This is a genomic window from Anaerosolibacter sp., from assembly GCF_029240175.1.
Taxonomy (GTDB): Bacteria; Bacillota; Clostridia; order Peptostreptococcales; family Thermotaleaceae; genus Anaerosolibacter.
In genome coordinates this window covers 15,105-36,927 of record NZ_JARBTM010000002.1, presented here as the reverse complement: position 1 = coordinate 36,927, position 21,823 = coordinate 15,105, and the positions used below count along the sequence as shown (strand labels likewise).

Annotated in this window: 26 protein-coding genes; 6 read left to right on the top strand and 20 right to left on the bottom strand. The window is 39.7% G+C overall.

Features of this window, described 5'->3' with window-relative positions; translation table 11 throughout:
- Nucleotides 1-10: 10 nt before the first annotated feature.
- From K0R93_RS01415 to K0R93_RS01405, 3 genes are all read right to left on the bottom strand, one after another.
- Entirely contained in the window at nt 11-985 is a 975-nt protein-coding gene (locus tag K0R93_RS01415) for a sugar kinase (protein ID WP_330684960.1), read from the bottom strand.
- A gap of 340 nt (nt 986-1,325) precedes the next feature.
- Nucleotides 1,326-1,925 (bottom strand): nitroreductase family protein, encoded by a 600-nt coding sequence (locus K0R93_RS01410; RefSeq protein ID WP_300296481.1) that lies wholly within the window; start codon nt 1,923-1,925, stop codon nt 1,326-1,328.
- A 197-nt stretch (nt 1,926-2,122) separates the two neighbouring features.
- Entirely contained in the window at nt 2,123-2,560 is a 438-nt protein-coding gene (locus K0R93_RS01405) for an NUDIX hydrolase (protein WP_300296478.1), read from the bottom strand.
- A gap of 169 nt (nt 2,561-2,729) precedes the next feature.
- Between K0R93_RS01405 and K0R93_RS01400 the strand changes: the two genes are divergently transcribed.
- Nucleotides 2,730-3,815, top strand: coding sequence for a DUF2087 domain-containing protein (locus tag K0R93_RS01400; RefSeq protein WP_300296475.1), 1,086 nt, complete (start codon nt 2,730-2,732; stop codon nt 3,813-3,815).
- A 36-nt stretch (nt 3,816-3,851) separates the two neighbouring features.
- Nucleotides 3,852-4,205: a GIY-YIG nuclease family protein gene (locus tag K0R93_RS01395; protein ID WP_300296472.1), complete on the top strand. Its 354-nt coding sequence runs from the start codon at nt 3,852-3,854 to the stop codon at nt 4,203-4,205.
- A 75-nt stretch (nt 4,206-4,280) separates the two neighbouring features.
- On the opposite strand, the gene K0R93_RS01390 is transcribed toward K0R93_RS01395, so the two are convergent.
- The 3 genes from K0R93_RS01390 to K0R93_RS01380 all read right to left on the bottom strand — a co-directional run bounded on the left by K0R93_RS01390 (nt 4,281) and on the right by K0R93_RS01380 (nt 5,564).
- A complete protein-coding gene (locus tag K0R93_RS01390) occupies nt 4,281-4,721 on the bottom strand; it encodes a hypothetical protein (RefSeq protein ID WP_300296469.1) in 441 nt (146 codons plus the stop codon).
- Between the two features lie 132 nt (nt 4,722-4,853).
- Nucleotides 4,854-5,174, bottom strand: a complete 321-nt coding sequence (locus K0R93_RS01385) for a hypothetical protein (RefSeq protein WP_300296466.1) — start codon at nt 5,172-5,174, stop codon at nt 4,854-4,856.
- 45 nt (nt 5,175-5,219) lie between these two features.
- The gene (locus tag K0R93_RS01380) at nt 5,220-5,564 is read right to left on the bottom strand and encodes a hypothetical protein (protein ID WP_300296463.1); all 345 of its coding nucleotides are present in this window, start codon (nt 5,562-5,564) and stop codon (nt 5,220-5,222) included.
- 175 nt (nt 5,565-5,739) lie between these two features.
- Here K0R93_RS01380 and K0R93_RS01375 point away from each other — a divergent pair, with 175 nt between their 5' ends.
- On the top strand, nt 5,740-6,309 hold the full coding sequence (locus K0R93_RS01375; RefSeq protein ID WP_300296460.1) for a PadR family transcriptional regulator: 570 nt from the start codon (nt 5,740-5,742) through the stop codon (nt 6,307-6,309).
- 137 nt (nt 6,310-6,446) lie between these two features.
- Here K0R93_RS01375 and K0R93_RS01370 read toward each other — a convergent pair whose 3' ends face one another.
- Genes K0R93_RS01370 through K0R93_RS01355 form a run of 4 tightly spaced genes read right to left on the bottom strand, consistent with a single transcriptional unit; the run spans nt 6,447 to nt 9,036 of the window.
- Nucleotides 6,447-6,983 (bottom strand): 2-oxoacid:acceptor oxidoreductase family protein, encoded by a 537-nt coding sequence (locus K0R93_RS01370; protein ID WP_300296457.1) that lies wholly within the window; start codon nt 6,981-6,983, stop codon nt 6,447-6,449.
- Nucleotides 6,980-7,732, bottom strand: a complete 753-nt coding sequence (locus K0R93_RS01365) for a thiamine pyrophosphate-dependent enzyme (RefSeq protein WP_300296454.1) — start codon at nt 7,730-7,732, stop codon at nt 6,980-6,982. Before K0R93_RS01365 ends, K0R93_RS01370 begins: the two co-directional genes overlap by 4 nt.
- Before the next feature lie 3 nt (nt 7,733-7,735).
- Complete coding sequence (gene vorB, locus K0R93_RS01360) at nt 7,736-8,806, bottom strand: 3-methyl-2-oxobutanoate dehydrogenase subunit VorB (protein WP_300296452.1); 1,071 nt, start codon at nt 8,804-8,806, stop codon at nt 7,736-7,738.
- A gap of 26 nt (nt 8,807-8,832) precedes the next feature.
- Nucleotides 8,833-9,036, bottom strand: coding sequence for a 4Fe-4S binding protein (locus K0R93_RS01355; protein WP_300296449.1), 204 nt, complete (start codon nt 9,034-9,036; stop codon nt 8,833-8,835).
- A gap of 269 nt (nt 9,037-9,305) precedes the next feature.
- On the opposite strand from K0R93_RS01355, the gene K0R93_RS01350 reads away from it, so the two are divergent.
- Nucleotides 9,306-10,193, top strand: coding sequence for a LysR family transcriptional regulator (locus tag K0R93_RS01350; protein WP_300296446.1), 888 nt, complete (start codon nt 9,306-9,308; stop codon nt 10,191-10,193).
- Between the two features lie 188 nt (nt 10,194-10,381).
- On the opposite strand, the gene K0R93_RS01345 is transcribed toward K0R93_RS01350, so the two are convergent.
- Nucleotides 10,382-11,359, bottom strand: a complete 978-nt coding sequence (locus K0R93_RS01345) for a quinone oxidoreductase family protein (protein WP_300296443.1) — start codon at nt 11,357-11,359, stop codon at nt 10,382-10,384.
- A gap of 106 nt (nt 11,360-11,465) precedes the next feature.
- Nucleotides 11,466-12,206, bottom strand: coding sequence for a SagB/ThcOx family dehydrogenase (locus K0R93_RS01340; RefSeq protein WP_300296440.1), 741 nt, complete (start codon nt 12,204-12,206; stop codon nt 11,466-11,468).
- A gap of 219 nt (nt 12,207-12,425) precedes the next feature.
- Between K0R93_RS01340 and K0R93_RS01335 the strand changes: the two genes are divergently transcribed.
- The gene (locus tag K0R93_RS01335) at nt 12,426-13,043 is read left to right on the top strand and encodes a lactate utilization protein (protein ID WP_300296437.1); all 618 of its coding nucleotides are present in this window, start codon (nt 12,426-12,428) and stop codon (nt 13,041-13,043) included.
- A 160-nt stretch (nt 13,044-13,203) separates the two neighbouring features.
- Here the strand turns inward: K0R93_RS01335 and K0R93_RS01330 are convergent, their stop codons facing one another.
- The 5 genes from K0R93_RS01330 to K0R93_RS01310 all read right to left on the bottom strand — a co-directional run bounded on the left by K0R93_RS01330 (nt 13,204) and on the right by K0R93_RS01310 (nt 17,815).
- On the bottom strand, nt 13,204-14,301 hold the full coding sequence (locus K0R93_RS01330; protein WP_300296433.1) for a hypothetical protein: 1,098 nt from the start codon (nt 14,299-14,301) through the stop codon (nt 13,204-13,206).
- Nucleotides 14,302-14,439: 138 nt separating this feature from the next.
- On the bottom strand, nt 14,440-14,808 hold the full coding sequence (locus K0R93_RS01325) for a NifB/NifX family molybdenum-iron cluster-binding protein (protein ID WP_300296430.1): 369 nt from the start codon (nt 14,806-14,808) through the stop codon (nt 14,440-14,442).
- Between the two features lie 20 nt (nt 14,809-14,828).
- On the bottom strand, nt 14,829-15,191 hold the full coding sequence (locus tag K0R93_RS01320) for an ArsR/SmtB family transcription factor (RefSeq protein WP_300296427.1): 363 nt from the start codon (nt 15,189-15,191) through the stop codon (nt 14,829-14,831).
- Between the two features lie 232 nt (nt 15,192-15,423).
- The gene (locus tag K0R93_RS01315) at nt 15,424-16,005 is read right to left on the bottom strand and encodes an indolepyruvate oxidoreductase subunit beta (RefSeq protein WP_300296425.1); all 582 of its coding nucleotides are present in this window, start codon (nt 16,003-16,005) and stop codon (nt 15,424-15,426) included.
- Nucleotides 15,986-17,815: a thiamine pyrophosphate-dependent enzyme gene (locus tag K0R93_RS01310; RefSeq protein ID WP_300296422.1), complete on the bottom strand. Its 1,830-nt coding sequence runs from the start codon at nt 17,813-17,815 to the stop codon at nt 15,986-15,988. Before K0R93_RS01310 ends, K0R93_RS01315 begins: the two co-directional genes overlap by 20 nt.
- A 240-nt stretch (nt 17,816-18,055) precedes the next feature.
- On the opposite strand from K0R93_RS01310, the gene K0R93_RS01305 reads away from it, so the two are divergent.
- Nucleotides 18,056-19,255 carry an FprA family A-type flavoprotein gene (locus tag K0R93_RS01305; protein ID WP_300296419.1) on the top strand — a complete coding sequence of 400 codons (1,200 nt, stop codon included), beginning with the start codon at nt 18,056-18,058 and terminating at the stop codon, nt 19,253-19,255.
- Nucleotides 19,256-19,321: 66 nt separating this feature from the next.
- Here K0R93_RS01305 and K0R93_RS01300 read toward each other — a convergent pair whose 3' ends face one another.
- Genes K0R93_RS01300 through K0R93_RS01290 form a run of 3 tightly spaced genes read right to left on the bottom strand, consistent with a single transcriptional unit; the run spans nt 19,322 to nt 21,821 of the window.
- Complete coding sequence (locus K0R93_RS01300; RefSeq protein ID WP_300296417.1) at nt 19,322-20,410, bottom strand: GerAB/ArcD/ProY family transporter; 1,089 nt, start codon at nt 20,408-20,410, stop codon at nt 19,322-19,324.
- A 12-nt stretch (nt 20,411-20,422) separates the two neighbouring features.
- Entirely contained in the window at nt 20,423-20,635 is a 213-nt protein-coding gene (locus tag K0R93_RS01295; RefSeq protein ID WP_300296414.1) for a hypothetical protein, read from the bottom strand.
- Nucleotides 20,636-20,648: 13 nt separating this feature from the next.
- Complete coding sequence (locus tag K0R93_RS01290; RefSeq protein WP_300296411.1) at nt 20,649-21,821, bottom strand: Ger(x)C family spore germination protein; 1,173 nt, start codon at nt 21,819-21,821, stop codon at nt 20,649-20,651.
- Between the last annotated feature and the right edge of the window lie 2 nt (nt 21,822-21,823).

Here is a 21,823-nt window from a genome sequence, read left to right as displayed (position 1 = left end):
TTGCTGATTTTTATCGATCGATATACTTTTCAATTCCCATGAAGTTTCTTACCTGTGACATGGTCGGGAATCCTTCCATGTCGCCCCTAACCAATGTGGCCATGGCACCTACTGCGTTGGCTAACTGTCCACACTCTCTCAAGCTTAAGTTTCTTAGGAGTCCAGACAAGAATCCCGCAGCAAATCCGTCTCCAGCCCCCACCGTATCCTCAGGCTTCTCTACCACATACCCTTCTATATACGTTTGTTCCTCCCTGCTTGCCACATAACAACCTTTCTTTCCTAGCTTTGTTGCAACAAATTTGTTTCCCATTTCTAAGAAGATCCTCGTAATCTCTTGATAATCATCGGTCCCTAATAGGATCTCGCCTTCATCAATGCCTGGAAAAATGATATCGGACTGCCTTGCCAAATCAAGAATTGTAGCTCTAGCTTCTTCTGCACGCCATAGCTTTAAGCGTATATTCGGATCAAAGGATATGAGAACACCGTTTTCTTTTGCCTTCTCAATAATGTGATGGATTGTTTTTCTATTTACATCTGATAGCGCTGGGGTAATACCCGTAATATGCAAAATTTTTGCTGATCGAATATACCCCATATCTAAATCTTCTATTTCAATATTACTTGCCGCAGAGTGCTTTCTATAATAATAAACATTGGGATTTACATGGGCAAATCTTTCCTTAAAAACAAGTCCCGTCTGTCTAGACCCATCGATAACTACTCTTGATACATCTACCCCTTCTCCCATGATTACAGACTTTATATATCTGCCAAACTCATCATCTCCCAATTTTGAGAACCATCCGACCTGATGCCCCAGCCTAGCCAATGCAATAGCCACATTTGATTCTGCACCGGCTATGGTCTTGTTATAGTTATGCACATATCGAAGGGGCCCCGTAGAATCGGGATTAAACATTACCATCGTTTCGCCAAAGGTTACTACTTCCATACTTCCTCTCCGCAGTATTTCAATCATTACATCCCCTACTTTCATTATAGTTGTCTGACGTCATATAGCAATATTATGTATGAATTTTCAGTGAAATGAAATACTGCATTTTAGTATCCCCTTAAAGCAGAAAAGAAAAATATTGCGACGTAAGATCGAGATCAAGATTGAGATCGAGTAAAGATGGTAGGGGCGCGGGTTTCCCCGCCCGAAGACCCAAGAGATCAGCAGAAGAAGGGCAGGATGACCCTGCCCCTACGGTTTTCAATCTGGATCTCGATCTTGATCTGCGGCATTTATGCCGCCTCTTTCTACTTATACCCACTATAAAAAAGACCCACTGTCTGTAGGCCTTTTCACAATCTAATTACTTAAATAGCTTTACTCTTTGATCCAAAGGCATAAACGTTTTATCCCCTGCTGGCGCTGTTGGTCTTCCAAAGGGCATTTGGGCGATGAGCTTCCAATTTGTTGGTATATTCCATTGTTCTTTCACTTCATCATCGATTATTGGGTTATAATGCTGTAATGAGGCACCAAAACCTTCAACTTCTAAAGAAGCCCACACCACATATTGGAGCATTCCAGCTGAATGCTGCGACCAAGTTTGGAAACTCTCCTTATAACTAGGGAATTTCTGTTGAAGTCCTTCAATCACAGCTTGATCCTCAAAGAATAAAACCGTCCCATATCCACTTCCGAACCCATTTATTTTTTCTTCTGTTCGGGTAAATTTTTCAGGCGAAACAATTTTACGAAGTGTTTCCATGGTAATATTCCATAGCTTATCATGTTGAGCTCCCAATAGAACCACCACCCTGGCACTTTGAGAGTTCATAGGCGAAGGTGTATGCTTTACTGCATGATAAATCACTTCTAGTATTCTCTCATCAGTAACCACAAAGTCTTTATTTATACCATAGATAGATCTCCTATCCCTTACTGCTTCACTAAATCCTTTATTCATTCTTGTTTCCTCCAAGACTTATTTGTCACAAATATATCTATTCTTTACCCAATGTATACAATATTATGCAAGTAGATTTATCACCTCAACCCTATATGTTCCTATTCCCTCTAGTATGTACCGTATCCTAATCTGAACGACGAGGGTGTCACTCCCTACAACACTATGCCTCTATAAATATAACCATCCTTGATGGCTTATTGTTTATCTCTTTTTATTACACTTAAATAAGAAAGGACTTGCTTATGTAAAATAGGTTGTATCTCAGGATAAGTTAATTTCTCTGGAAGCTCCTTAGATAGCATAACTTCAGCTATTTCCAATTCTGGCAAATCACCTAATTCTTCCACCTCTGCATAGAACAATCTACCATAGGTAGATTGCGTCTCTACAGTAACAGAATAGTCACAAATGGGTGTAATAGTAAACGTCTTTGCACCTGACTCCTCAAACAATTCCCTCGAGGCAGTAGCATTGATGTCCTCCCCCGGTTCCCTTCTCCCCCCTGGAATTTCCCAAGTACACCGCTCCTTATGTCTTACAAATATCCATTGCCCTTGAAAAATTGTGCAAATGACTGCGTATTTCAATTTTTTCTGTTGAACATTTCCAAACCCCAACATTTTAACCTTCATATGTATCCCCCTACTCATCCTTTTAACAAATACAATAATTTCCTAATTATTATAACACTTTGTAAACTTCTATAAAGACTTTTCTTATTATCAATCCACCCTTGATTATTTATAGATATCATGTTATATTATCTATATAACTACAAACAATGACAAGAGGTGTTTATATATGAAAAACAACGAGGAATTATGGCATGCTTCTTTAGAAGACATAAAAAATGGTTATATCGAAGACCATGACTATTTTACTTGCTTGTTATGTGGTGAAAAAATAGAAAAGGGAATTATTTATCCCGTAGATCATGTTCTTTATGAGGCGCAAAAGTATATGGTTAAGCATATAGCCGATACCCATGGCTCTGTTTTCGAATACTTGAATAGCCTTGATAAAAAGATTACTGGTTTATCTGACCACCAAAGCAGCCTATTGGGTCTGTTTTATCAAGGAAAGAGCGATCACGAAGTACAAAAAGAATTAGGCATAGGCAGTGCTTCCACCATCCGAAACCATCGTTTTGGATTTAAAGAGAAAGAAAGACAATCCAAAATCTTTTTGGTAATGATGGACCTTTTAAAAGAAAGAAACAAAAATGCTGTCTCTATGGTTAAACCCCATAAAACAGCGACCATGGTGGACGACCGTTATGCTATCACTGAAGATGAAAATGAAAAACTTCTTCGGAAGTATTTTCCTCAAGGCATCAATGGAAAGCTAAAAACCTTTTCCATGCAGGAAAAACATAAGCTTGTGGTGCTGCGAGAAATCGTAAAACGTTTTGAATCTGGCCGATCTTATATAGAACGGGAGCTTAACGAAATACTCAAAGATGTTTATGAGGATGATTATGTTGCCATCCGAAGATATCTCATTGAATATGGTTTCATGGACCGAAACAAAGATTGCAGCGAATATTGGGTTAAAGGCTCCCCTGCACTTTCTAAGACAGCGGAAAAGATTATCAGTGGAGTCTATCAAATTCGTAATACTCAAAATGAAAAGATTTTTATTAACAGCGGAAGAAATATTGAAAAACTCAATGGCATAAAATTCATGCTCAAAACCGGTACCCACAGTAATAAAACCCTGCAAGATGAATGGAATCAGTACGGCCAAGATGCCTTTGTTTTCGAGATTCTAGAATCTTTCGAGGAAGATGAGAACCCTAAAAACGTGACAAAAGAACTAAAAAAGCTAGAAAGAAAATGGATTGAGAAGCTTCAGCCCTTTGGAGCACAGGGCTACAACAAAAAATAGATGGATACTGCTTTCAGGATTTTAAAGGAGGATACTATGTCTACACAATTAAACCGCAAAGAGCTTATCGCCCAGTATAAAGAAATGAAGCATGATGCTGGGGTATATCGTATTGTGAATCATCAAACTGGGGAATACTTTTTAAGCTCCAATTCAGATATTCAGAGCATCTACAATAAATTTGATTTTGCAAAAAAAGTCAAATCCTATGATGCTGTGCATAAAAAGTTAGCCAATCCTATGAAGGAATATGGATTTGATAGTTTCTCCATAGAAGTATTGGAGCTATTGGATGTTACTCCTGAAATGACAACTGCTGAAATTAAGAAAGCTCTAAAGGTACTAGAGGATCTTTGGCGAGAAAAACTAGGAACAGCGAACGAATATTAAAACGGCTTGTGATGGCAAATGAAAGTCCCCCTTGATAGAAGAATAAGAATTCATCCTATCAAGGGGGACTTTCATTTATTTGCCTAAAAGTATTTTAGCCAGTTCAGGACTGATTAAATGGTATGTGGTGTCCCTAACCATCGCAACTACTCTTGTTTCATCACCATAGCTCGAAATGTTAATTTGTCCATCATCCTTCAGTGTGATCACCATTCGATAACCTGTGATCATTTGAATATACGAGGTATCATCAATCATACTGTCATTAAACGCTTTTACAATTTCCTCTTTATTTAACTCACCATTTACTAGTTTTCCATCAAGATCATAGAGTTCAATGGTCTTTACATCCTCAAGACTGATATTTTTTTCCTGATCTGCTCCCGCTAGGACTATTCCTGCTGGGTTGCTATTTGGATCTGGTTGATCGGCAATATCCCCTTTGCTTTGGGCACAGCCAAATAGCATCAATCCACTTACAACGACTACTATTATAGTAGAAAACTTCCTCTTCATATATATCATCCCTTCTTTTATTTTTTGTTTCTATGATTTAGACGGCATTTTGCAGAAAAGGTTCCGTTTTTTTATTTAATAGGAGAGTAGAACTCTCCTATTAAATAAAAAAGAGAGTCTTCCTCCCTCCCATTACCCTACAGATGCGGACATCCATTTTTCCATGTAGTGGGTGAATTGACTCTCTTCAATGTTGCACTCCTGCAAACCATTGAGAACAAATTTAATAATATGTGTATGTTTGTCAATCTCTTCTTGGCTTTCTTTGATACGTTCTCTAAGAAGTAACATCTGACTTTTTGCTTCTTCACTTTCAAATCTTTTATAAAACTCTATGTCGTCTTTGTACTTCTCTAAGATCTGCTTTTTCAATTCAACAACCGTTAACAGGCCACCAGTTGTAACCGTCATATATGTATAAAACTTATGCAGCTGCTTTTCAGTCAAAAGCACGAATTTAACCTCCCTTTTACTTATTATTCATCTAAACACTATCCTCTAGCAGACTTCCCGATGCTTGTCCAATAGGCAATCCCTGAACATCAAAAGATACTGTCTTCTTTCCATGGGATGATCCCATCGATGAATTTGTTTTAATTCTTTGTCTAATGCAGATAAGGTCACTTTCAGAGTTTCTCGACTAACCTTTCCCTGACATTCGTACTCTATTTGGGCCAACGCCAACACTTTGAGAGGAAACATTTTATCCAATAAAATTTGCGTCTTTAGTTCGTATAAAGCATCCTTTAGACTGCCATACTTTGCATGAAGCTCAGTAAAGCGGTCAATTACCTCCTGAGCTGTGGCATTATCCATAATCCGATATCCCCATGCTCCAATCACTGGTACTTCTCTCCCCTTTTTTATTTTGAACTATTACCAAAATCAAGGGATTTTATACACAAACTTTACGGCCTACATGTTTTATTCAATTTGCAATTGACAGAAGTCATTTTGATATAGTAGCCTATTAGTAGTTATTCTGATATGACGATATCCAATGATAGGAGTGGAAAAATTGCAATCAAAAACTGCTTTTATTTTACTAGGACTCATTAAAGAAACTCCCATGAATCCTTACGAAATAATAAAAGTCCTAAATTTCTTAAATATATCCAAATGGACTTCAATCTCACCATCTTCCGTATATATGACCATAAAAACCTTAGAAAAAAAAGGACTCATTGATGGAAGAAAAGAAAAAGAAGGTGCAATGCCAGAAAAGACAGTCTATTCTATTACCATCAAAGGTGAAACAAGCTTCTTAGAAATGCTTGCTTCATCCCTAAAGAGTGATCTCATGGATGCAGTTAAGTTCAACTTAGCGTCTCTATTTATCTGCCATTTGGATCGTTCAAAGGTATTGGAACTGCTAGATACCCGTTTATCCTCCATCCAAAAAGAGAAGGTAATAACAGCGGAGGCCCTTTCAGAATATCGGTCAATACCAGACATCCCTGAGTATTCGTTCATTTCACTCCATCGTAACATTAGACTGCTTGAAACGGAGTATGCTGTAACACAAGATTTTATTCAATTCATCAAAGCATCTGATCGATGGAATTATTTTCTAACGATGAATGAATGATTCTCTAAACCCTATAACTTTCATTAATTATAACATCATACTAGTTTATATATATATTAGTGTTAAGTCTTTTCATTCGACCTTTTTTCATACAAAAAGAGTCTGCATGTTTTCTATGCAGACTCTTTCATTATTTGCTAACAGTTTACGAAGGAGATACCTTTTTTGATTGCATTGATGTTGGTTTCCAATAGCTCTGGCTTCTTTTTTGTTAGTTTACCCATGGCCTTCTCCACCTTCGCCAAGTCTACCAGCTTTAAGCTTGGCAGCAGGGCTCCTAGACAAACCATATTTGCAATACTTGTGTTACCCAACTCATTGGCCATATCCGTAGCAGGGATTTCGACGATGGTGATATCATCCCTCACATTATCTAACTTTGCTAATGAAGAGTTTACTACCAATACACCGCCTGGCTTTACCCGAGGAGCAAATTTATCATAGGCTGGTTTGTTTAGCACGATGGCTGCATCTGCATAGGCAATCACAGGAGAATTTATTTCTTCATCCGATAAGATTACAGAACAGTTAGCTGTACCGCCGCGCATCTCAGGTCCATAGGAAGGAATCCAACAAAGCTCCAAGTCAGAACTCATTCCTGCATAGGCCAAGACCTTTCCCAAAAACATTACACCCTGGCCGCCAAATCCTGCAAGTATTACTTTATCCATCATAAGCTTTTTACCTCCTCTGCCACCTTAAGCTCACCTAGCTCATAAACAGGCATCATATTCTCTCTTAGCCACTTCATACTGTCTGAAGGTGTTAAGCCCCAGTTTGTTGGGCAAGTTGACAGCACGCTGACAAAGGCAAATCCTAACCCTGCCTGCTGTACTTGGAAGGCTTTCTTAATGGCTTTCTTGGCCTGATTGATGTTCTTAGGTGAATCTACTGAAACAGACGCCACATATACTGCTCCTTCAAGATTAGCAACAAGCTTTGGTAAGTCGATTGGATACCCATTGGTACCAATATTTCTGCCATAAGGGCTGGTAGATGTTTTCATTCCTTCTAAGGTAGTTGGTGCCATTTGACCGCCAGTCATACCGAAAATCGCATTGTTTACCATGATGGAAGTGATCTTTTCACCTCTTGCAGCTGTATGAATCGCATGTTGTGTTCCGATGGCTGCAATGTCACCATCTCCTTGATACGTGAAAACAATCTTATCAGGCAATGATCTTTTGATACCTGTACCTACGGCTTGGGCTCTACCATGGGCAGCCCCTACGAAGTCACAGCTGAAGAAATCCTGGCTAAAACCTGCACATCCTACAGGTGAAACGCCGATTGTATCTTCAATGATATCTAACTCTTCCAGTACCTCAGCAATTAGTCTCATGATAATTCCATGGGTACAGCCTGGACAGAATGAAAAAGGCACATCTGTCAAACCTTTACTTCTACCAAATATTTTTTCCATGGTCTATACCTCCTCTACTGCTGATAGGTTAAATTTATTTTCTACAAAATCTAGTATTTCGTCCTCTGTCGGTAACATACCGCCTTGTCTTCTGTACAGGTGCACAGGCACTTTACATTCAACGGCAAGCTTCACATCTTCGATCATCTGGCCTGTGTTTAACTCCACGGTTACGATTCCCTTTACTTTTTCTTTATAAGGAATAAATGCCTTTTCTGGATAAGGCCACAAAGTAATAGGACGAATTAATCCTAATTTGATTCCCTTGGCCCGGGCATTCAATACAGTACTTTTACAGATTCTACCCGTTGTTCCGTAACTCACAAGCAAGTATTCTGCATCCTCTGTATGGAATTCCTCCCAACGCTGTTCTTGCTCTTGGATATGCTTATATTTTGCTTCCCACTTCAGGTTATTCGCTTCACCAATTTCATTGGTTAGAGAGTAGCTTGCCAAAACACGCTTTTCTCTACCCTTTGCACCATCAACAACCCAGCTTCTGTCAAACGCAGGTGCTTCTGGTCTTTCTTTTAAAACCACAGGCTCCATGGTTTGACCTAAAAATCCGTCTGATAAAATCAAAACTGGATTACGGTATTTGTCAGCCAAATCAAAAGCTTCCATTGTGTAATCATAAAGTTCCTGGGCCTTAGAAGGTGCCAGTACGATCAGACGATAGTCTCCATGACCGCCACCTTTTGTAGATTGGAAATAATCGGACTGTGCTGGTCCTAACCCACCCAGTCCTGGACCACAGCGGTTTACATTTACAACAACCATCGGTAATCCTACGGCAGCACTATAGGAAAGTCCTTCTTGCTTTAAGCTAACCCCTGGACTTGATGATGCAGTCATAACTCTATTTCCTGTACAAGCAGCACCATAACACATGTTGATAGCACCGATTTCATCCTCTGCCTGAACTACAGTACCTCCAACTTTTGGAAATTGCGCAGATAAGTATTCGATTACCTCCGTAGATGGCGTGATTGGATAACCAAAAAACAACTTACATCCTGAACGAATGGCGGCTTCGCCAATAATTTCATTACCCTTCATTAATACTTTTTCCATCTCTGTATCAGCTCCCTTCCCATCCTCTATTTATAAATCTCTATGGCTACATCTGGACACACCGTTGCGCAGATCTTACATCCTATACATTTTTCTTCATCAGTGCAAACTATTGTAAAATATCCCTTGGCATTTGCTTTGTCTCCCACTGCTAGGATTTTTTTAGGACAAACCTCAATGCATAGTTCACAGCTTTTGCAGAATTTGTCTAACACATTTACCTTTGGCATTACAAACCCTCCCTTTCCATCACTCATCGAATCCACCATGTCTATTTGATTTTATGTCTATCTAATAAATTGAAATCCTTTTCCTGCGTATTAAAATTTTAGTGGAATTATTCAACTATATTAATAGAATACAGAATATTACACACACTGTGAAATAGTATAATCCTATATCAGTAATAAGAAAAAGTGATTTCTGTTTATAGATCCATAAATTCATGATATGATCTTTATAGACATTTCATCTTGCGCTTTGAATTGGAGGAATCTGGATGGATATACGACAATTACGTTATTTTATTGCTGTTGCTGAATACCTGAGTTTTACAGAAGCAGCTAAGCATTTATTTGTTGCCCAATCTGCTGTAAGCCAACAAATCGCAGATCTTGAAAAAAATATCGGCGTACAGCTGTTCATTCGAAATAAACGTTCCGTTAAGCTGACCAACGCTGGTACAGTCCTACTTCGCGAGGCAATCAATCTGGTAAACAAGTCCTCAGAGGCCATTGAAAAAACCCGACAAGCGGAACTGGGCATCATCGGGAATTTGAAGATTGGTTTTTTAGGATATACCGAGCGGAATTTTCTCCCTGACTTGATTCGGCAATTTAGGCGAGACTACCCTAAAGTTGAATTGCAATTGGATCAGTATACCCATGGCGCCCTTATTGATGCCCTCAATACGGGTGAATTAGACATCGGGTTCACCCTTTCCTTTGGTTTAGAAAATGTAGGCGGCCTTGAAAAGAAAAACTTATTTACAGAAACCATTTGCATCGTCATGCACTGCGAGCATCCCCTTGCAAATCAAAACAGCATAAACATTGCAGATCTCGCCCATGAACACTTTATCATCTTAAATAGAGAGGAATCACCCCAAGGCTTCAATCAGACCCTGCTTATCTGTGCAAACAATGGTTTCTTCCCTGATATCGTCAGCGAGCCACGACTTTTGCAAACAGTGCTTCTGTTGGTCGATGCAGGTATGGGCATTGCCATTCTTCCAAAAAGTTTACAATGCCATTCCAGTCCAAGTCTCCGTTTTATTGACATAGAAGGAGATACCAATGAATATGAGCTGTCAGCAGCATGGAAAAAAAGCAATGCAAATCCTTCTATATCATTATTTTTAAAGGAATTAGAATCAATAAAGTTTTGATCCCTTCATGTATGCAAAAACTGTAGGGGTGGTTCACGAATCATCCGATTTCTTTGACCTACGGGCGATTCGTGAATCGCCCCTACCATCTTAATTTTTATTATTTGTCTTTGTTAATCTTCTGTGGGCTTATATGACCCTGTCCAACCTTTTTTCCCAAAATAAAAGGGCTGCCAAGGCAGCCTTTCTTAAGGTTTCAATAAAATTTTCCCTACAGTTTGTCGACTTTCGATGAGTTCATGGACCTTTCCTGCATCTTCTAGTGGATATGTACCACTGATCACTATCTTGATCTTTCCTTGCGCTAACATCGGCAATACCTGCTTAGCAGTCTCTTGAATCATTTCAGGGCGCTGCTTTAATGTGGTTGCTATACTAAATCCCAATACAGCACGACAGCTGCCATGAAGCTGCTTCGTATTCACAGTGCCACCAGAACCACTGGAACTATTAAAATTCACGATACGTCCATACATGGCAAGACACTCAAGACTTTCATTAAAATTATCTCCGCCTACAGAATCTAGAATCACATCTACCCCTTTTCCATCGGTGGCCTCATTTACCACTTTGGAGAAGCTTTCTTTGCGATAGTTGATGACCAGATCGGCACCTACTTGTTTTGCAACCTGAATTTTCTCATCACTTCCCACAGTACCAATAATCTGATTTGCACCTAACAGCTTTGCTATCTGTATGGCTGTGGTACCGATGCCCCCTGCAGCTACATGGATCAGAACTGACTCTCCTGCTCTTATTCTTCCCACCTGATGGAGTAAATTATAGGCTGTAAAGGTAACCAATGGACTGGCAGCGGCAGTGTCAAAATCTATACTGTCTGGTATAGGAAATGTAAGCCTTTCATCGGCCACAATATATTCTGCATACGACCCCTTGCCTGGGAATGCGATGACTCGATCACCTTTTTGAATCGTTTTTACGTTAGCGCCTACAGACTCAACCACGCCTGCTGCATCGAGTCCAGGAATGACCGGTGGTTTGCCTGCACCATGGAATTCTCCCTTTCTCGTCTTGATGTCCGCAAAATTCACACTTGCAGCAGCAACCCGTATCAGCACTTGATTTGCTTCTACTTTAGGTACATCTATCTCTTTTAACCTTAGTACCTCTGGGCCGCCAAATTCCTCAATTACGATCGCCTTCATTAAAATGCTCCCTCCTCCTATTTCAAAGCCTGATTTATCATAGTAATTCTATTTCTTATTCTACCCAAAATTTTGAGAAGCTAGCACCTTTGTGATTTATTATCGTCTACTTGACCTTCCCCACAGGGGCGATATAAATAGTAAACTCTTCTTTGCCATCTACATTGATCAAAGCATCCATCTTTTCTTGATGGTAGGCTCCAATGCCGCAGGTTCCACAATCAATGGATTCGCAGGCAAGATAGAGATTTTGACAAAGATGCCCTGCATCCAAGGCAATAATTTTATGGGATAGAACATCGTATCTCCATTCTGTCCTGTAGGGAATGGCAGTCCATATAAAGGTTACAGCTCCCTGCCCTACAAAATCCTGTTCCCGACATGCATCAGCAAGCCGCTCTGGGAAGTTCTGATCTTCAGATAAGAACAGCAGCTTGTGGTCTAACGGTAGATATCTATACAACCCAGCTTGCAGTCCCTCAACCCGCTGAACATATAAATAGGTTTCAAAGGGATGTCTCGCACCACCCGATGGTGCTGTTCTGAATCGCTGATTTTTTTCGTTTACCCCTTGATTTGCCCACAGGAGAAAAGATAACTCTTCTAGACTTAGCGCTTCTTCTGTGAATTTTCTTCTGCTTCTTCTTTTCTGAATTACATCAAATAGAGATACCTGTCCCACCGTCATTTTCTCTGGGACTACAAGACCGATCAATATCGCTCCTTGGTCATATGGCTTTTGCAAGTCAGGCATAGGAACCTTCTTCCGTTGATCCGTCTCAGTTTCATTCCAAGCACCCCAATCTCCGCCTTTTAAAAATTCTCTATTCTCCTTTATTGTCTTCATTTTCATTCGCCTCCCTATGTATTCATACTTATTTTTGTAGTACATTCAACATAATATTCCAATATCCTTTAAACCCGCAACGTCTATTTAAAAGAACAGTTATCTTGTCATCCTAGTATGCATCTGCCAAAACCCAAATAAAGGAATTTTTATCTGAACCATCGAAATATACTCTATTAGTATATAAACAACAATCATTACTTTAGGGAGGTCAATATATTGGGTACAGAGATAATCGATAAAGTCATTACCAACCTTGGCAAAAGAAACATTGGGGCAGAATATTTTCATAGCTTAGATGAAGCAAAACTAAGGATATTAGATCTTATTCCCACGGACACTTCCATAGGCATCGGAAATTCACAAACCCTCAAAGCCATGGCCATATCTCAAACCCTTTCATCACGGGGAAATGTGGTATATGACAAAACCTTTGCTAAAACAAAGGAAGAATCAAAACGCATAAAAAAAGAGTCCCTTCTTGCCGAATGGTACATTACAGGCACCAATGCCATATCTTCAGAAGGCCATATCGTCAACATCGACCACAGCGGCAATCGGGTAGCAGCCATGATCTATGGTCCCGAAAAGGTAATCATCGTCGTAGGCACCAATAAAATTACAGATTCCCTCGATGCTGCCATCCAACGTTCAAGAACCCATGCAGCCCCTTTAAATGCTAAAAGGGCCGGTTTTAATCCTCCCTGTGTTCAGCTAAAAAAATGCGTTGATTGTAAAACCGATGACCGTGTTTGTTATAACCTTGTGGTCATTGAAGGTCAGTATGTCAAAGACCGTATGCAAGTCTTCATTATTGATGAGGATTTAGGCTTCTAAATGAGAATGACTACGGTCGGACAGAGTCGTCCGACCCTACGATCCTTTTTAAGATTAACTTCCTCTTTAGAATAGGCACGAACAATGTCATATAGATACATATTAAGCATACCCTCGCCCCAATTCGTTATTATGCCTATTTTTCTTCTATCATCAAATATTATTGCTCCGCCCTATCTTCGTGGAGAAGCTTTCGGATATACGATGCATCAATTGGTTTAGTTGTAACATAGGCGGTAAACTCCTTGATATAAAACTTTTCTGAAAGTGATATGGTAAGGATATCCTCACCAATTCTCCCAATCAGAACTTCCTCTCCATCCTCTACACGAAAAGCCATCATTCTATCTTCATAAGCATGTTCTTGATCCTTTATTACCTTGTAGAGCTCCAAAGTGTCTAGATAGTTAATAATCTTTATGATATTCTGTCGATTCCTTATATTAACCTCTTCCCCTGATTCATCCCTATAGTAGCCCGCCATCTGCTCAGTTTGATTCGTATATTTCTTAAGGAGCTCCCGGAATTTATACTTATTTGCTATCCTCACCATTTCATTTGATTCAGCTTTTTCATCGAATAGGATACGATAAAATAAGGTTTCATTATCTGAATGGGATAGATCAATGGTTGGCCAGCCTGGAATATCACACACTTCAACCTCCACGTATCCTGGGAAACAATTACGGATTCTCACTGAATTACGATTTAGCACTTCGTTTATAAAGGTTAGACTTCTTGTCTGCATATCTAGTAAATATACGGCATGAAATGTCTGCCATCTGCCATCTCTAAAGCTACCGCTGATTAATAAAAATCGCGGGGTTTCATAAACCTTTCTAATTTCAAATGCACCATATTCATCCGCTATCCTTAACGGGGCTGCCTGCATATCTTGGGTGCTATTATAAAAAGTTATGGTAGTCTTCTGTGGTGTATATGGAGCAGGAATGCCTCGATTCGTGATTTTACTTTCATACCTAAGCGTTTTGCCATTCTTCAGATCCATATGAAAGGTACCAACACCCGCCATGCTCCCATGGGTGAAAACACCTTCTGCATGATCAGAAGGTTCCTTTAACTCTTCTAAACTTAGCTCAGTAATTTTTAGACCCTGCATATTCTCTCCCAAGGGTTCTCTACCTTCTCCACTGTCCGTTTTGTTTGGGGGTTTAACGGATGTGTCTCCACATGCTGTGATCAGTGCCAATACGATGGTAAGAATGAGAAAAATCGCTCCTATTCTCTTTAGATACATATACTCCTCCCTATACCGATTATAAAAAATATATTCATTTATTGTTTTCACTTATTTTTTCCATATAATAACAACTTATCATAAATAAAAAATAGAGTCAAAAGAACGTATCTTTTCACTCTATTCCAGCAATATCATTTAATGACCACAATCATGTTGTGAACAACCATCATTCATGCCAAATAACATTAACTCATTTCTTTTTAACAACTCTATATTCTTCAGTACTGTTTCGTTGGCAACTCGATATGCCTTAATTCCTTGAAGGCTTAACTTCATCAATGCTCCTGCTCCAATACCGCCTACTAAAATGGCATCTACACTTTCTCCCCCTAGGGCTTTCAGGGGCTGGCACATCCCATGGGCATGGTGTAGATCTTCATTTTCAATCACTTTCATTTCTTCATTGTCTAAATTATAAATCAGAAAAAACGGAGCGGACCCAAAATGGTTATACGCAATACTTTCTAAGCCTTTGTTTTCTTTTACTGGAATACATACTTTCATACGGATTCTCCTTTCAAGGATTATTTATTTTTTTGACAGCATTTGTTCTTGCTGGCTTTACATGCTGCCATACATTCTCCTGGTATATGTACACCCAATTTGCAGCTGTTTAAGCTGTGATCATGATGCATTTGTTCAATAAACTTTATGATATCTGAAAGGATGGGCTCTTGTAAATCATATTGAACATAATATCCTATTTTTTCTCCAGCGATGATTCCTGCCTCTTTTAGCACTTTTATATGCTGGGATACAGCCGGCTCTGAAATACTTAGGTGCTTCGCTATCCCCTTCGCACAAATCCTTCGCCTAGAAAGTATAATCAATATTTTTAATCTTGTTTCGTCACCCAGTGCTTTAAACACCTGTACCATTTGTTCCATGATTTACTCCTTGTTTTAGTTAAGTATATGGTTAATTAAATAATAATATACTTAATTAAATCCGTCAAGGCAGAAAAGTTATTTTATTCCATTTACTGCTGTAATGCATATCATAAGATATAGCCTCATTATAAAAGAGTATGGGCAGACCTATGTGTCTGCCCATATAAATGCATGAAAGGATGGACACATAGGTCCACCCCTGCTTCTCATTACTCCACGCTTATTTCTTTTAACCCGAAAAACCATAACCATAATCGAAGGCCTCTAAATTTAAATCTATATACTTCCTCGGTACATTGTCACGGATGGTTTCTTTCCAGATATCGGTGTTAATCGACAGCTGCTTCGCCAAGGCACCCAGCAGCATCACATTGGATATTTGCTTCTTTCCCATCTTTACAGCTTCTTCAAAGGTATTGATCTCTACTACTTTATAGCGTTCTTTTAGGTTATCAATGTCCTCTTCAGGATAGTTGACCTTTTCTTGCTGTACTGCCATGGGATACCATCTCTTCGTATTCATGATGATGATCCCATCATCCTTCAGCTCTGAAGTCCATCGCAGTGCTTCCAAAGGCTCCATGGCCACCAATATATCGCCTTCCTTGGGTGGTATATTTGGTGAATACACTTTGTCACCAAATCGAACATTTCCCCAAATCATACCCCCTCTTTGGGACAGTCCCACCACATCATTACTCTTCACATCATACCCGGCCTTTAAAGCTGCTTGGGAAATAATTCTCGTCATAAGAACAAGGCCCTGCCCACCTACACCGCCTAACATGATATTAGTGATCAATCTGCTCATCCTCCCTATCTATATTTGCCGATGATTTGATTGCATTGACAGGACATACCTGGGCACAGACACTGCATCCCACACACATGTCCTTGTCTATGGAAGATTTCAATTTTTCGATTCCCTCATATTTCACCATTCTTAAAGGAGGACATCCTGTTTTTATACAAGACCTACAGCTGATACAGATATGAGGGTCCACATAGAAATAGGGTTCTTCTAGATTATATTTCAATGCACAGGGCCCATTCACCACAATAATGGAAATTCCCTCGTGGGCGATTTCTTCTTTAAACACCTGGGCTGCTGCTTTATAGTCATATTGATTGATCTCTTTGATCCGATCAAAGCCTAAGGATTCGACCAGTGTCTTTATCCCAATCTTCATATCATCTCTGTCATTGTACAAGCCGGAGCTGGCATTGGGCTGACCGCCTGTCATGGCTGTGGTTCGATTATCCAGTACAACGATGGTAATATTCTGCTTTTCTTTTTTTTGATGAAGGAGATTGATAAAACCCGGAATCCCTGAATGGAAGAACGTACCGTCACCGATGACTGCAACCAACGGCTCATGATCATCATGCAATGCCATGGCCTTTTGCAACCCTTTGACAATCCCAATGCTGGCACCCATACTGATGATGGAATTCGACAGTTCAAAGGGTGGCAGATGGGCCAAGGAATAACATCCAATATCACCAATAACAATCTTGGCCTTGGATTTTTTGATGATATCGAATGTTGGACGATGAGGACATCCTGTGCAGAAAAGAGGCGGCCTAGGTACAGTGTCCCTTAGCTCATAGTCATGGGTCTTCTTTTCCTGAATGACACCCGCTTTATGCAATCCTTCTTCGATATGATTGATATGCAGCTCTCCAGTAAACGAGAAATATTTCTTACCCTCACAGGCAATCCCCATGAGCTTCAATTCATTTTCTATAAAGGGCATCATTTCTTCTAGAACAATTACCCGTTTATACTGACTTGCGATTTCCCTTGCTCTTTTCTCTGATATAGGGTAGATCAGTCCCAGCTTCCAGATACTGACCTCAGGGTCAAGCTCCTTTAGGTTCTGATACATAAGACCTGAAGTTATGATCAATGTATCGGTCCCTTCTTTTTGTTCCAGCCGATTTAGATCTGTGTCATACGCGTATTCCTCAAGCTTCTCCAGTCGTTCTCTCATGAAGAACTGGGCTTTTCTAGAGGAGGATGGTATCATACAGTATTTCTCATGATTTGGGTCCATCCCATACTTATTCTCGGGTACTTTTCGCTCCTCAATCCTTACAACACTTCTGCTGTGACATAATCGACTGGTGATCCGAAGCATCACAGGTGCATGGAATTCCTCGCTGATTTCAAAAGCACGCTTTGTGAAATCCTTTGCCTCTTGCCCATCAGAAGGATCTACAATGGCCATGTTGGCAAATTTTCCAAAGATACGGTTGTCCTGCTCATTTTGGGAACTAGCTAAACCAGGATCATCACCTGAAACCAGTACAAAGCCTCCATTGGTCTCTGTTTCTGTAAAGGTCATCAGCGGGTCAGCCGCAATATTTACTCCAACATGCTTCATGGCCGCCAAGGACCGAACACCATAAAAAGAACCTCCGATAGCTACCTCTAGGGCTACCTTTTCATTGGTTGAAAACTCAGCGTACACCTCTTCATATTCTTTGATTTTCTCAATGATTTCCACAGTAGGCGACCCTGGATAACTGGCAGCAATCTTTCCTCCTGCTTCATAAAAGCCTCTGGAAATAGCTTCATTCCCTGTCAATACTCTTTTTTCTTCAAGCATTGTTTCCATCCTGTCACTCCTTTACGATTCAATTCTCATTTACGGATTTTTTGCTTTTGATATGTATACAATAACTAAATAAAATCCACACGTTTCTATAGATACCACACTTTAATATTTTTATTCTAGAATATGCTGATTATCGCTTAGAAATCGGGGTATTTTTTTAATGTTTTGTGTACAAATCCATTCTATTGTGCAATAATTTAAATCAATAGTACATTTATTGGTAAGGGAGGAAGTTTCTTTATGTTTAATTCTGTTTCAATTACAGATCAAATTTATTGGGTAGGCATAAATGATCGTAGAACTGCTTTGTTTGAAAATCTTTGGCCCCTTGATCATGGCGTTGCCTATAATTCATACCTAATTGTTGATGAAAAAATAGCTTTGGTGGACACCGTTGATGGTGGACAAACCAGTGAATACCTTGGGAAGATAAAACAAATCATCGGCCCAGATAGAAAAGTGGACTACCTTATTGTGAATCATATGGAGCCTGACCATTCCGGCACCATGCAGTCCATCGTTGAATTATATCCTGATATAAAAATTGTAGGCAATCCAAAGACCTTTGATATGATTCAAAACTTCTATGGAATCACAGAGAATCACTATGCTGTAAAAGAGGGAGATGTCATAGATCTCGGAAAGCATAGATTAAAATTCTACATGACGCCGATGGTTCACTGGCCAGAAACCATGATGGCCTATGAAGAAACCAACCAAATCCTCTTTTCTGGGGATGCCTTTGGCAGCTTTGGTGCGCTAGATGGCGGGATCTTCAACGATGAAGTAGACATGCACTTCTTTGAGGATGAAATGCGTAGATACTATTCCAATATCGTTGGTAAGTATGGTGCAACTGTTCAATCTGCTTTAAAAAAGTTGAGCAGCTTAGAGATTAAAACCATATGCGCTACCCATGGGCCAATCTGGCGTAATGATATTTCAACCGTGGTATCCCTGTATGATCAATGGAGTAAATATGAAGCTGAGGAAGGTGTTGTCATCGTCTATGGTACGATGTACGGCAATACTGGAAAAATGGCAGAAACCATTGGCAGAACCTTATCCGAGGAAGGTATAAAAAACATTAAGATATATGATGCATCCAAAACCCATGCCTCATTTATCCTACGTGATATCTGGAAGTACAAAGGACTGATCATCGGCAGCTGTGCATACAACACGGCTATGTTCCCACCCGTGCAGAGTTTAACGGATAAACTTCTCCATGTAGGTCTAAAGAATCGAATCTTAGGCATCTTTGGTACCTACAGCTGGAATGGCGGCGGGGTAAGCAATCTTATGAAATTTGCCGAGGCAATCAAGCTTCCTGTGGTTACTGAACCCGTAGAAGCCAAATGTGCGGCATGCGGTAATGATATCGAAGGCTGCATAGCCCTAGCAAAGGAAATGGTAATAAAACTTAGAGAACAACAATAAATCATAACAAGCATTATATCCGAAGAGTCAAAAAGGATGAGCCATCCTTTTTGACTCTTTATTATATTATTCAGATAGAGAAGATTCTTTCGATTTTCTCTTTTTAATAATGGAAACAAGCAATAGAATGAAAGGAATGATGAATTGAAATGGAATGGCATAAAAAGGATAGATTTCTTTTGCTACTCGGAGCATGCTTGATAAATCCTTGTATAACCAATTTGATAGGGAAACGATAATGATCATTACAGGAAATACAAGGGGCTTATAGTCATCTAAATGACAAATCTGCGTAATTCCAAGTATAGCTGCATATGCACAAATAAGGGATTGAAAACCACCCAATGCCAAAAATGCTAAGGATAGGAATGGATCTAGCACTGCTCCTGGTAGCAGAGTAGCAACAATATGGGAAGGAAACAGGGATCTTGAAACCATATCCGGTCCAAGAATGAGCATATTGCGAAGCGTGATGCTAAATAACAGGAATCCAGCAATTGTAACAGAAATGAAAGAAGTTCTTAAGATTTTCCTCTGATCATTCAGAAAAGGAAATATCATCATGAACGCAATGGCTTCACCAAATGGAAAGGTTAGCACAGCAAAGCTGGTTTTGAGGACAGGTCCAATGCCATACTCCAAAACCGGCTGCAGTCTTTTTACATCTATAAACTTGATCAGCATACTTGATATAAAGATTACCGTCAGTGGAACCACTGCAAAGCTTATTTCCCCAGTTCTCCCCATTACCTCTAGGCCGCTTTTTAATGCATATACAGAAACCAACATCAAAACGAAACTGATAAAAATCCTCGGTGTTTCCGTATAATTCACCGCCACCATATATTCCCCAAAACTCCTATAAATCAAAGCAGCAAGATGTATGAAATACCAAATATAAATGATTCCAATGATGGTTCCCACAATCTTACCAAAAGCTTCCCGTAGCATTTCTATAAGGGTTTTATTTGGATATAGTGTTGATATATAGACATATGCTCCAATTAAAAAATAGGAGGCTATCCAAGCGAATAATATGGCAAGCCATGAATCTTGATGAGCGCCTTTGGCAGGGCTAACAATGACAGCATCCCCTAAGAGAAACGCAATCATAAAAATCCCTAATTGTAGCGGAGAGATTTTCACATTTTTCACCATTGTATCACCTCAATTGATAAACATTCGAACAACTTTTTCAATAAGGACAACTGGGCTCGGTGGTGCCTTATCGATGGCCTGCAGTAAGCTCATGAGAAAACCTATGGACAAAAGGCCAAAATAGATAATCCAAGTTCGCACCTTATGATTGGTTTTTAGCAAAGATCTAAAATCCAGGGCAAGAACGATGAAAAAGGCTAGGATTAAAGCCAAAACAGGCACAGGAACACCCCCTCTATTGAATTTCTAAAGATTTTCCAATAAGCCCTAATTGTTTTATCTTGAATTCTACTGTTACATCTACCGTAGCTTTCTGGTATTGACGGTCCCAATCATCTTGAACTTGACGCCAAATCTTCGGATATTCCCTATGTAATGCTGCACCGAAGCCAAAGATATCACTATTGTATTTATTCTTTGATACATTGATGGCTTGGAGGATTTGCGATTTTATGACTTGGGCTGTTTCTTCTTCAATTTTCCTAATGACTGCTTCACTGGTTATATCACCGTGCCCCCGCTGACTGCCGACATTTCCTTTTGCTTTGATATCTACCCTGAATCCCAAACGGTCTTCATCCAACACCACTTTGGTTTCTGCCTCTGCCCCTACTTCCTCGATGGATATCATTTTTGAAGGATCATTGGGATTCTGTATCACGATAATCCCGCTGGTAACATCCCCCAAAATATATTGAACGCCCGCAGTTTCTATGGGATCTAACCAGCCCACCAATCGATCCCTTTTAAAAACTGCACTGCCACTGACACGTATATTACTTTCATCTGCATTTTTTCCTTCATCGCTTATTTCTACTGCTCCAATGGTAGCTTCTCTGCCGCTGGTACTAAGCTGCTGTAACAAATCAAATAGTGTTACCTGTTGAATGACTGGGTTGCTCTCTCTATTTTCTGTGATTTGTGAGATATTCTGAGCAGGTATTGTTTCTAGTTTGCTTTTCACACTTAATATTTTTTTTGCTGTTGTACCCTTTGCAATCAACATCTTTGATGTAAGCCTGGGTTCAGCATCTCTTTCAAAGAAATCTAAAAGATCTTCAATCCCTGACTTTGCCATTTCTTCTCCGATAACAATCGCTACAACATGGCTATAGTACGGTTTTCTATTGATGGTCGTCAGTTGAGCTCTAACGGCTTCAAATACCGTGGTCCCCTTTGATGAATGAATCCATACTGGTTCATCATTTAACTTCCCACCTTCAGTGTTCCCTACGGCAGAAGGCCTAATAATCTGCAATGTAAGCTCCACTTGGCCATCATCTGATCTATCCAATCCAACACCTGCAACCAAGGCCCTACTGTTTAAATTTTTATTGCTCCAACACCCTGTCAAACTGGCGATCGAAATAAAACAAATTAGAAAGAATTTGATTTTTCCTTTCTGCATAG

What these genes read in the sequence shown, in the direction of transcription:
- K0R93_RS01330 (WP_300296433.1), bottom strand. Translation starts at nt 14,301, where the DNA reads ATGTATCTAAAGAGAATAGGAGCGATTTTTCTCATTCTTACCATCGTA.
- K0R93_RS01415 (WP_330684960.1), bottom strand. Translation starts at nt 985, where the DNA reads ATGATTGAAATACTGCGGAGAGGAAGTATGGAAGTAGTAACCTTTGGC.
- K0R93_RS01310 (WP_300296422.1), bottom strand. Translation starts at nt 17,815, where the DNA reads ATGGAAACAATGCTTGAAGAAAAAAGAGTATTGACAGGGAATGAAGCT.
- K0R93_RS01365 (WP_300296454.1), bottom strand. Translation starts at nt 7,732, where the DNA reads ATGGAAAAAATATTTGGTAGAAGTAAAGGTTTGACAGATGTGCCTTTT.
- K0R93_RS01355 (WP_300296449.1), bottom strand. Translation starts at nt 9,036, where the DNA reads ATGCCAAAGGTAAATGTGTTAGACAAATTCTGCAAAAGCTGTGAACTA.
- K0R93_RS01325 (WP_300296430.1), bottom strand. Translation starts at nt 14,808, where the DNA reads ATGAAAGTATGTATTCCAGTAAAAGAAAACAAAGGCTTAGAAAGTATT.
- K0R93_RS01340 (WP_300296440.1), bottom strand. Translation starts at nt 12,206, where the DNA reads ATGAAGACAATAAAGGAGAATAGAGAATTTTTAAAAGGCGGAGATTGG.
- K0R93_RS01290 (WP_300296411.1), bottom strand. Translation starts at nt 21,821, where the DNA reads ATGCAGAAAGGAAAAATCAAATTCTTTCTAATTTGTTTTATTTCGATC.
- K0R93_RS01320 (WP_300296427.1), bottom strand. Translation starts at nt 15,191, where the DNA reads ATGGAACAAATGGTACAGGTGTTTAAAGCACTGGGTGACGAAACAAGA.
- K0R93_RS01315 (WP_300296425.1), bottom strand. Translation starts at nt 16,005, where the DNA reads ATGAGCAGATTGATCACTAATATCATGTTAGGCGGTGTAGGTGGGCAG.
- vorB (WP_300296452.1), bottom strand. Translation starts at nt 8,806, where the DNA reads ATGGAAAAAGTATTAATGAAGGGTAATGAAATTATTGGCGAAGCCGCC.
- K0R93_RS01345 (WP_300296443.1), bottom strand. Translation starts at nt 11,359, where the DNA reads ATGAAGGCGATCGTAATTGAGGAATTTGGCGGCCCAGAGGTACTAAGG.
- K0R93_RS01410 (WP_300296481.1), bottom strand. Translation starts at nt 1,925, where the DNA reads ATGAATAAAGGATTTAGTGAAGCAGTAAGGGATAGGAGATCTATCTAT.
- K0R93_RS01350 (WP_300296446.1), top strand. Translation starts at nt 9,306, where the DNA reads ATGGATATACGACAATTACGTTATTTTATTGCTGTTGCTGAATACCTG.
- K0R93_RS01405 (WP_300296478.1), bottom strand. Translation starts at nt 2,560, where the DNA reads ATGAAGGTTAAAATGTTGGGGTTTGGAAATGTTCAACAGAAAAAATTG.
- K0R93_RS01370 (WP_300296457.1), bottom strand. Translation starts at nt 6,983, where the DNA reads ATGATGGATAAAGTAATACTTGCAGGATTTGGCGGCCAGGGTGTAATG.
- K0R93_RS01400 (WP_300296475.1), top strand. Translation starts at nt 2,730, where the DNA reads ATGAAAAACAACGAGGAATTATGGCATGCTTCTTTAGAAGACATAAAA.
- K0R93_RS01395 (WP_300296472.1), top strand. Translation starts at nt 3,852, where the DNA reads ATGTCTACACAATTAAACCGCAAAGAGCTTATCGCCCAGTATAAAGAA.
- K0R93_RS01305 (WP_300296419.1), top strand. Translation starts at nt 18,056, where the DNA reads ATGTTTAATTCTGTTTCAATTACAGATCAAATTTATTGGGTAGGCATA.
- K0R93_RS01390 (WP_300296469.1), bottom strand. Translation starts at nt 4,721, where the DNA reads ATGAAGAGGAAGTTTTCTACTATAATAGTAGTCGTTGTAAGTGGATTG.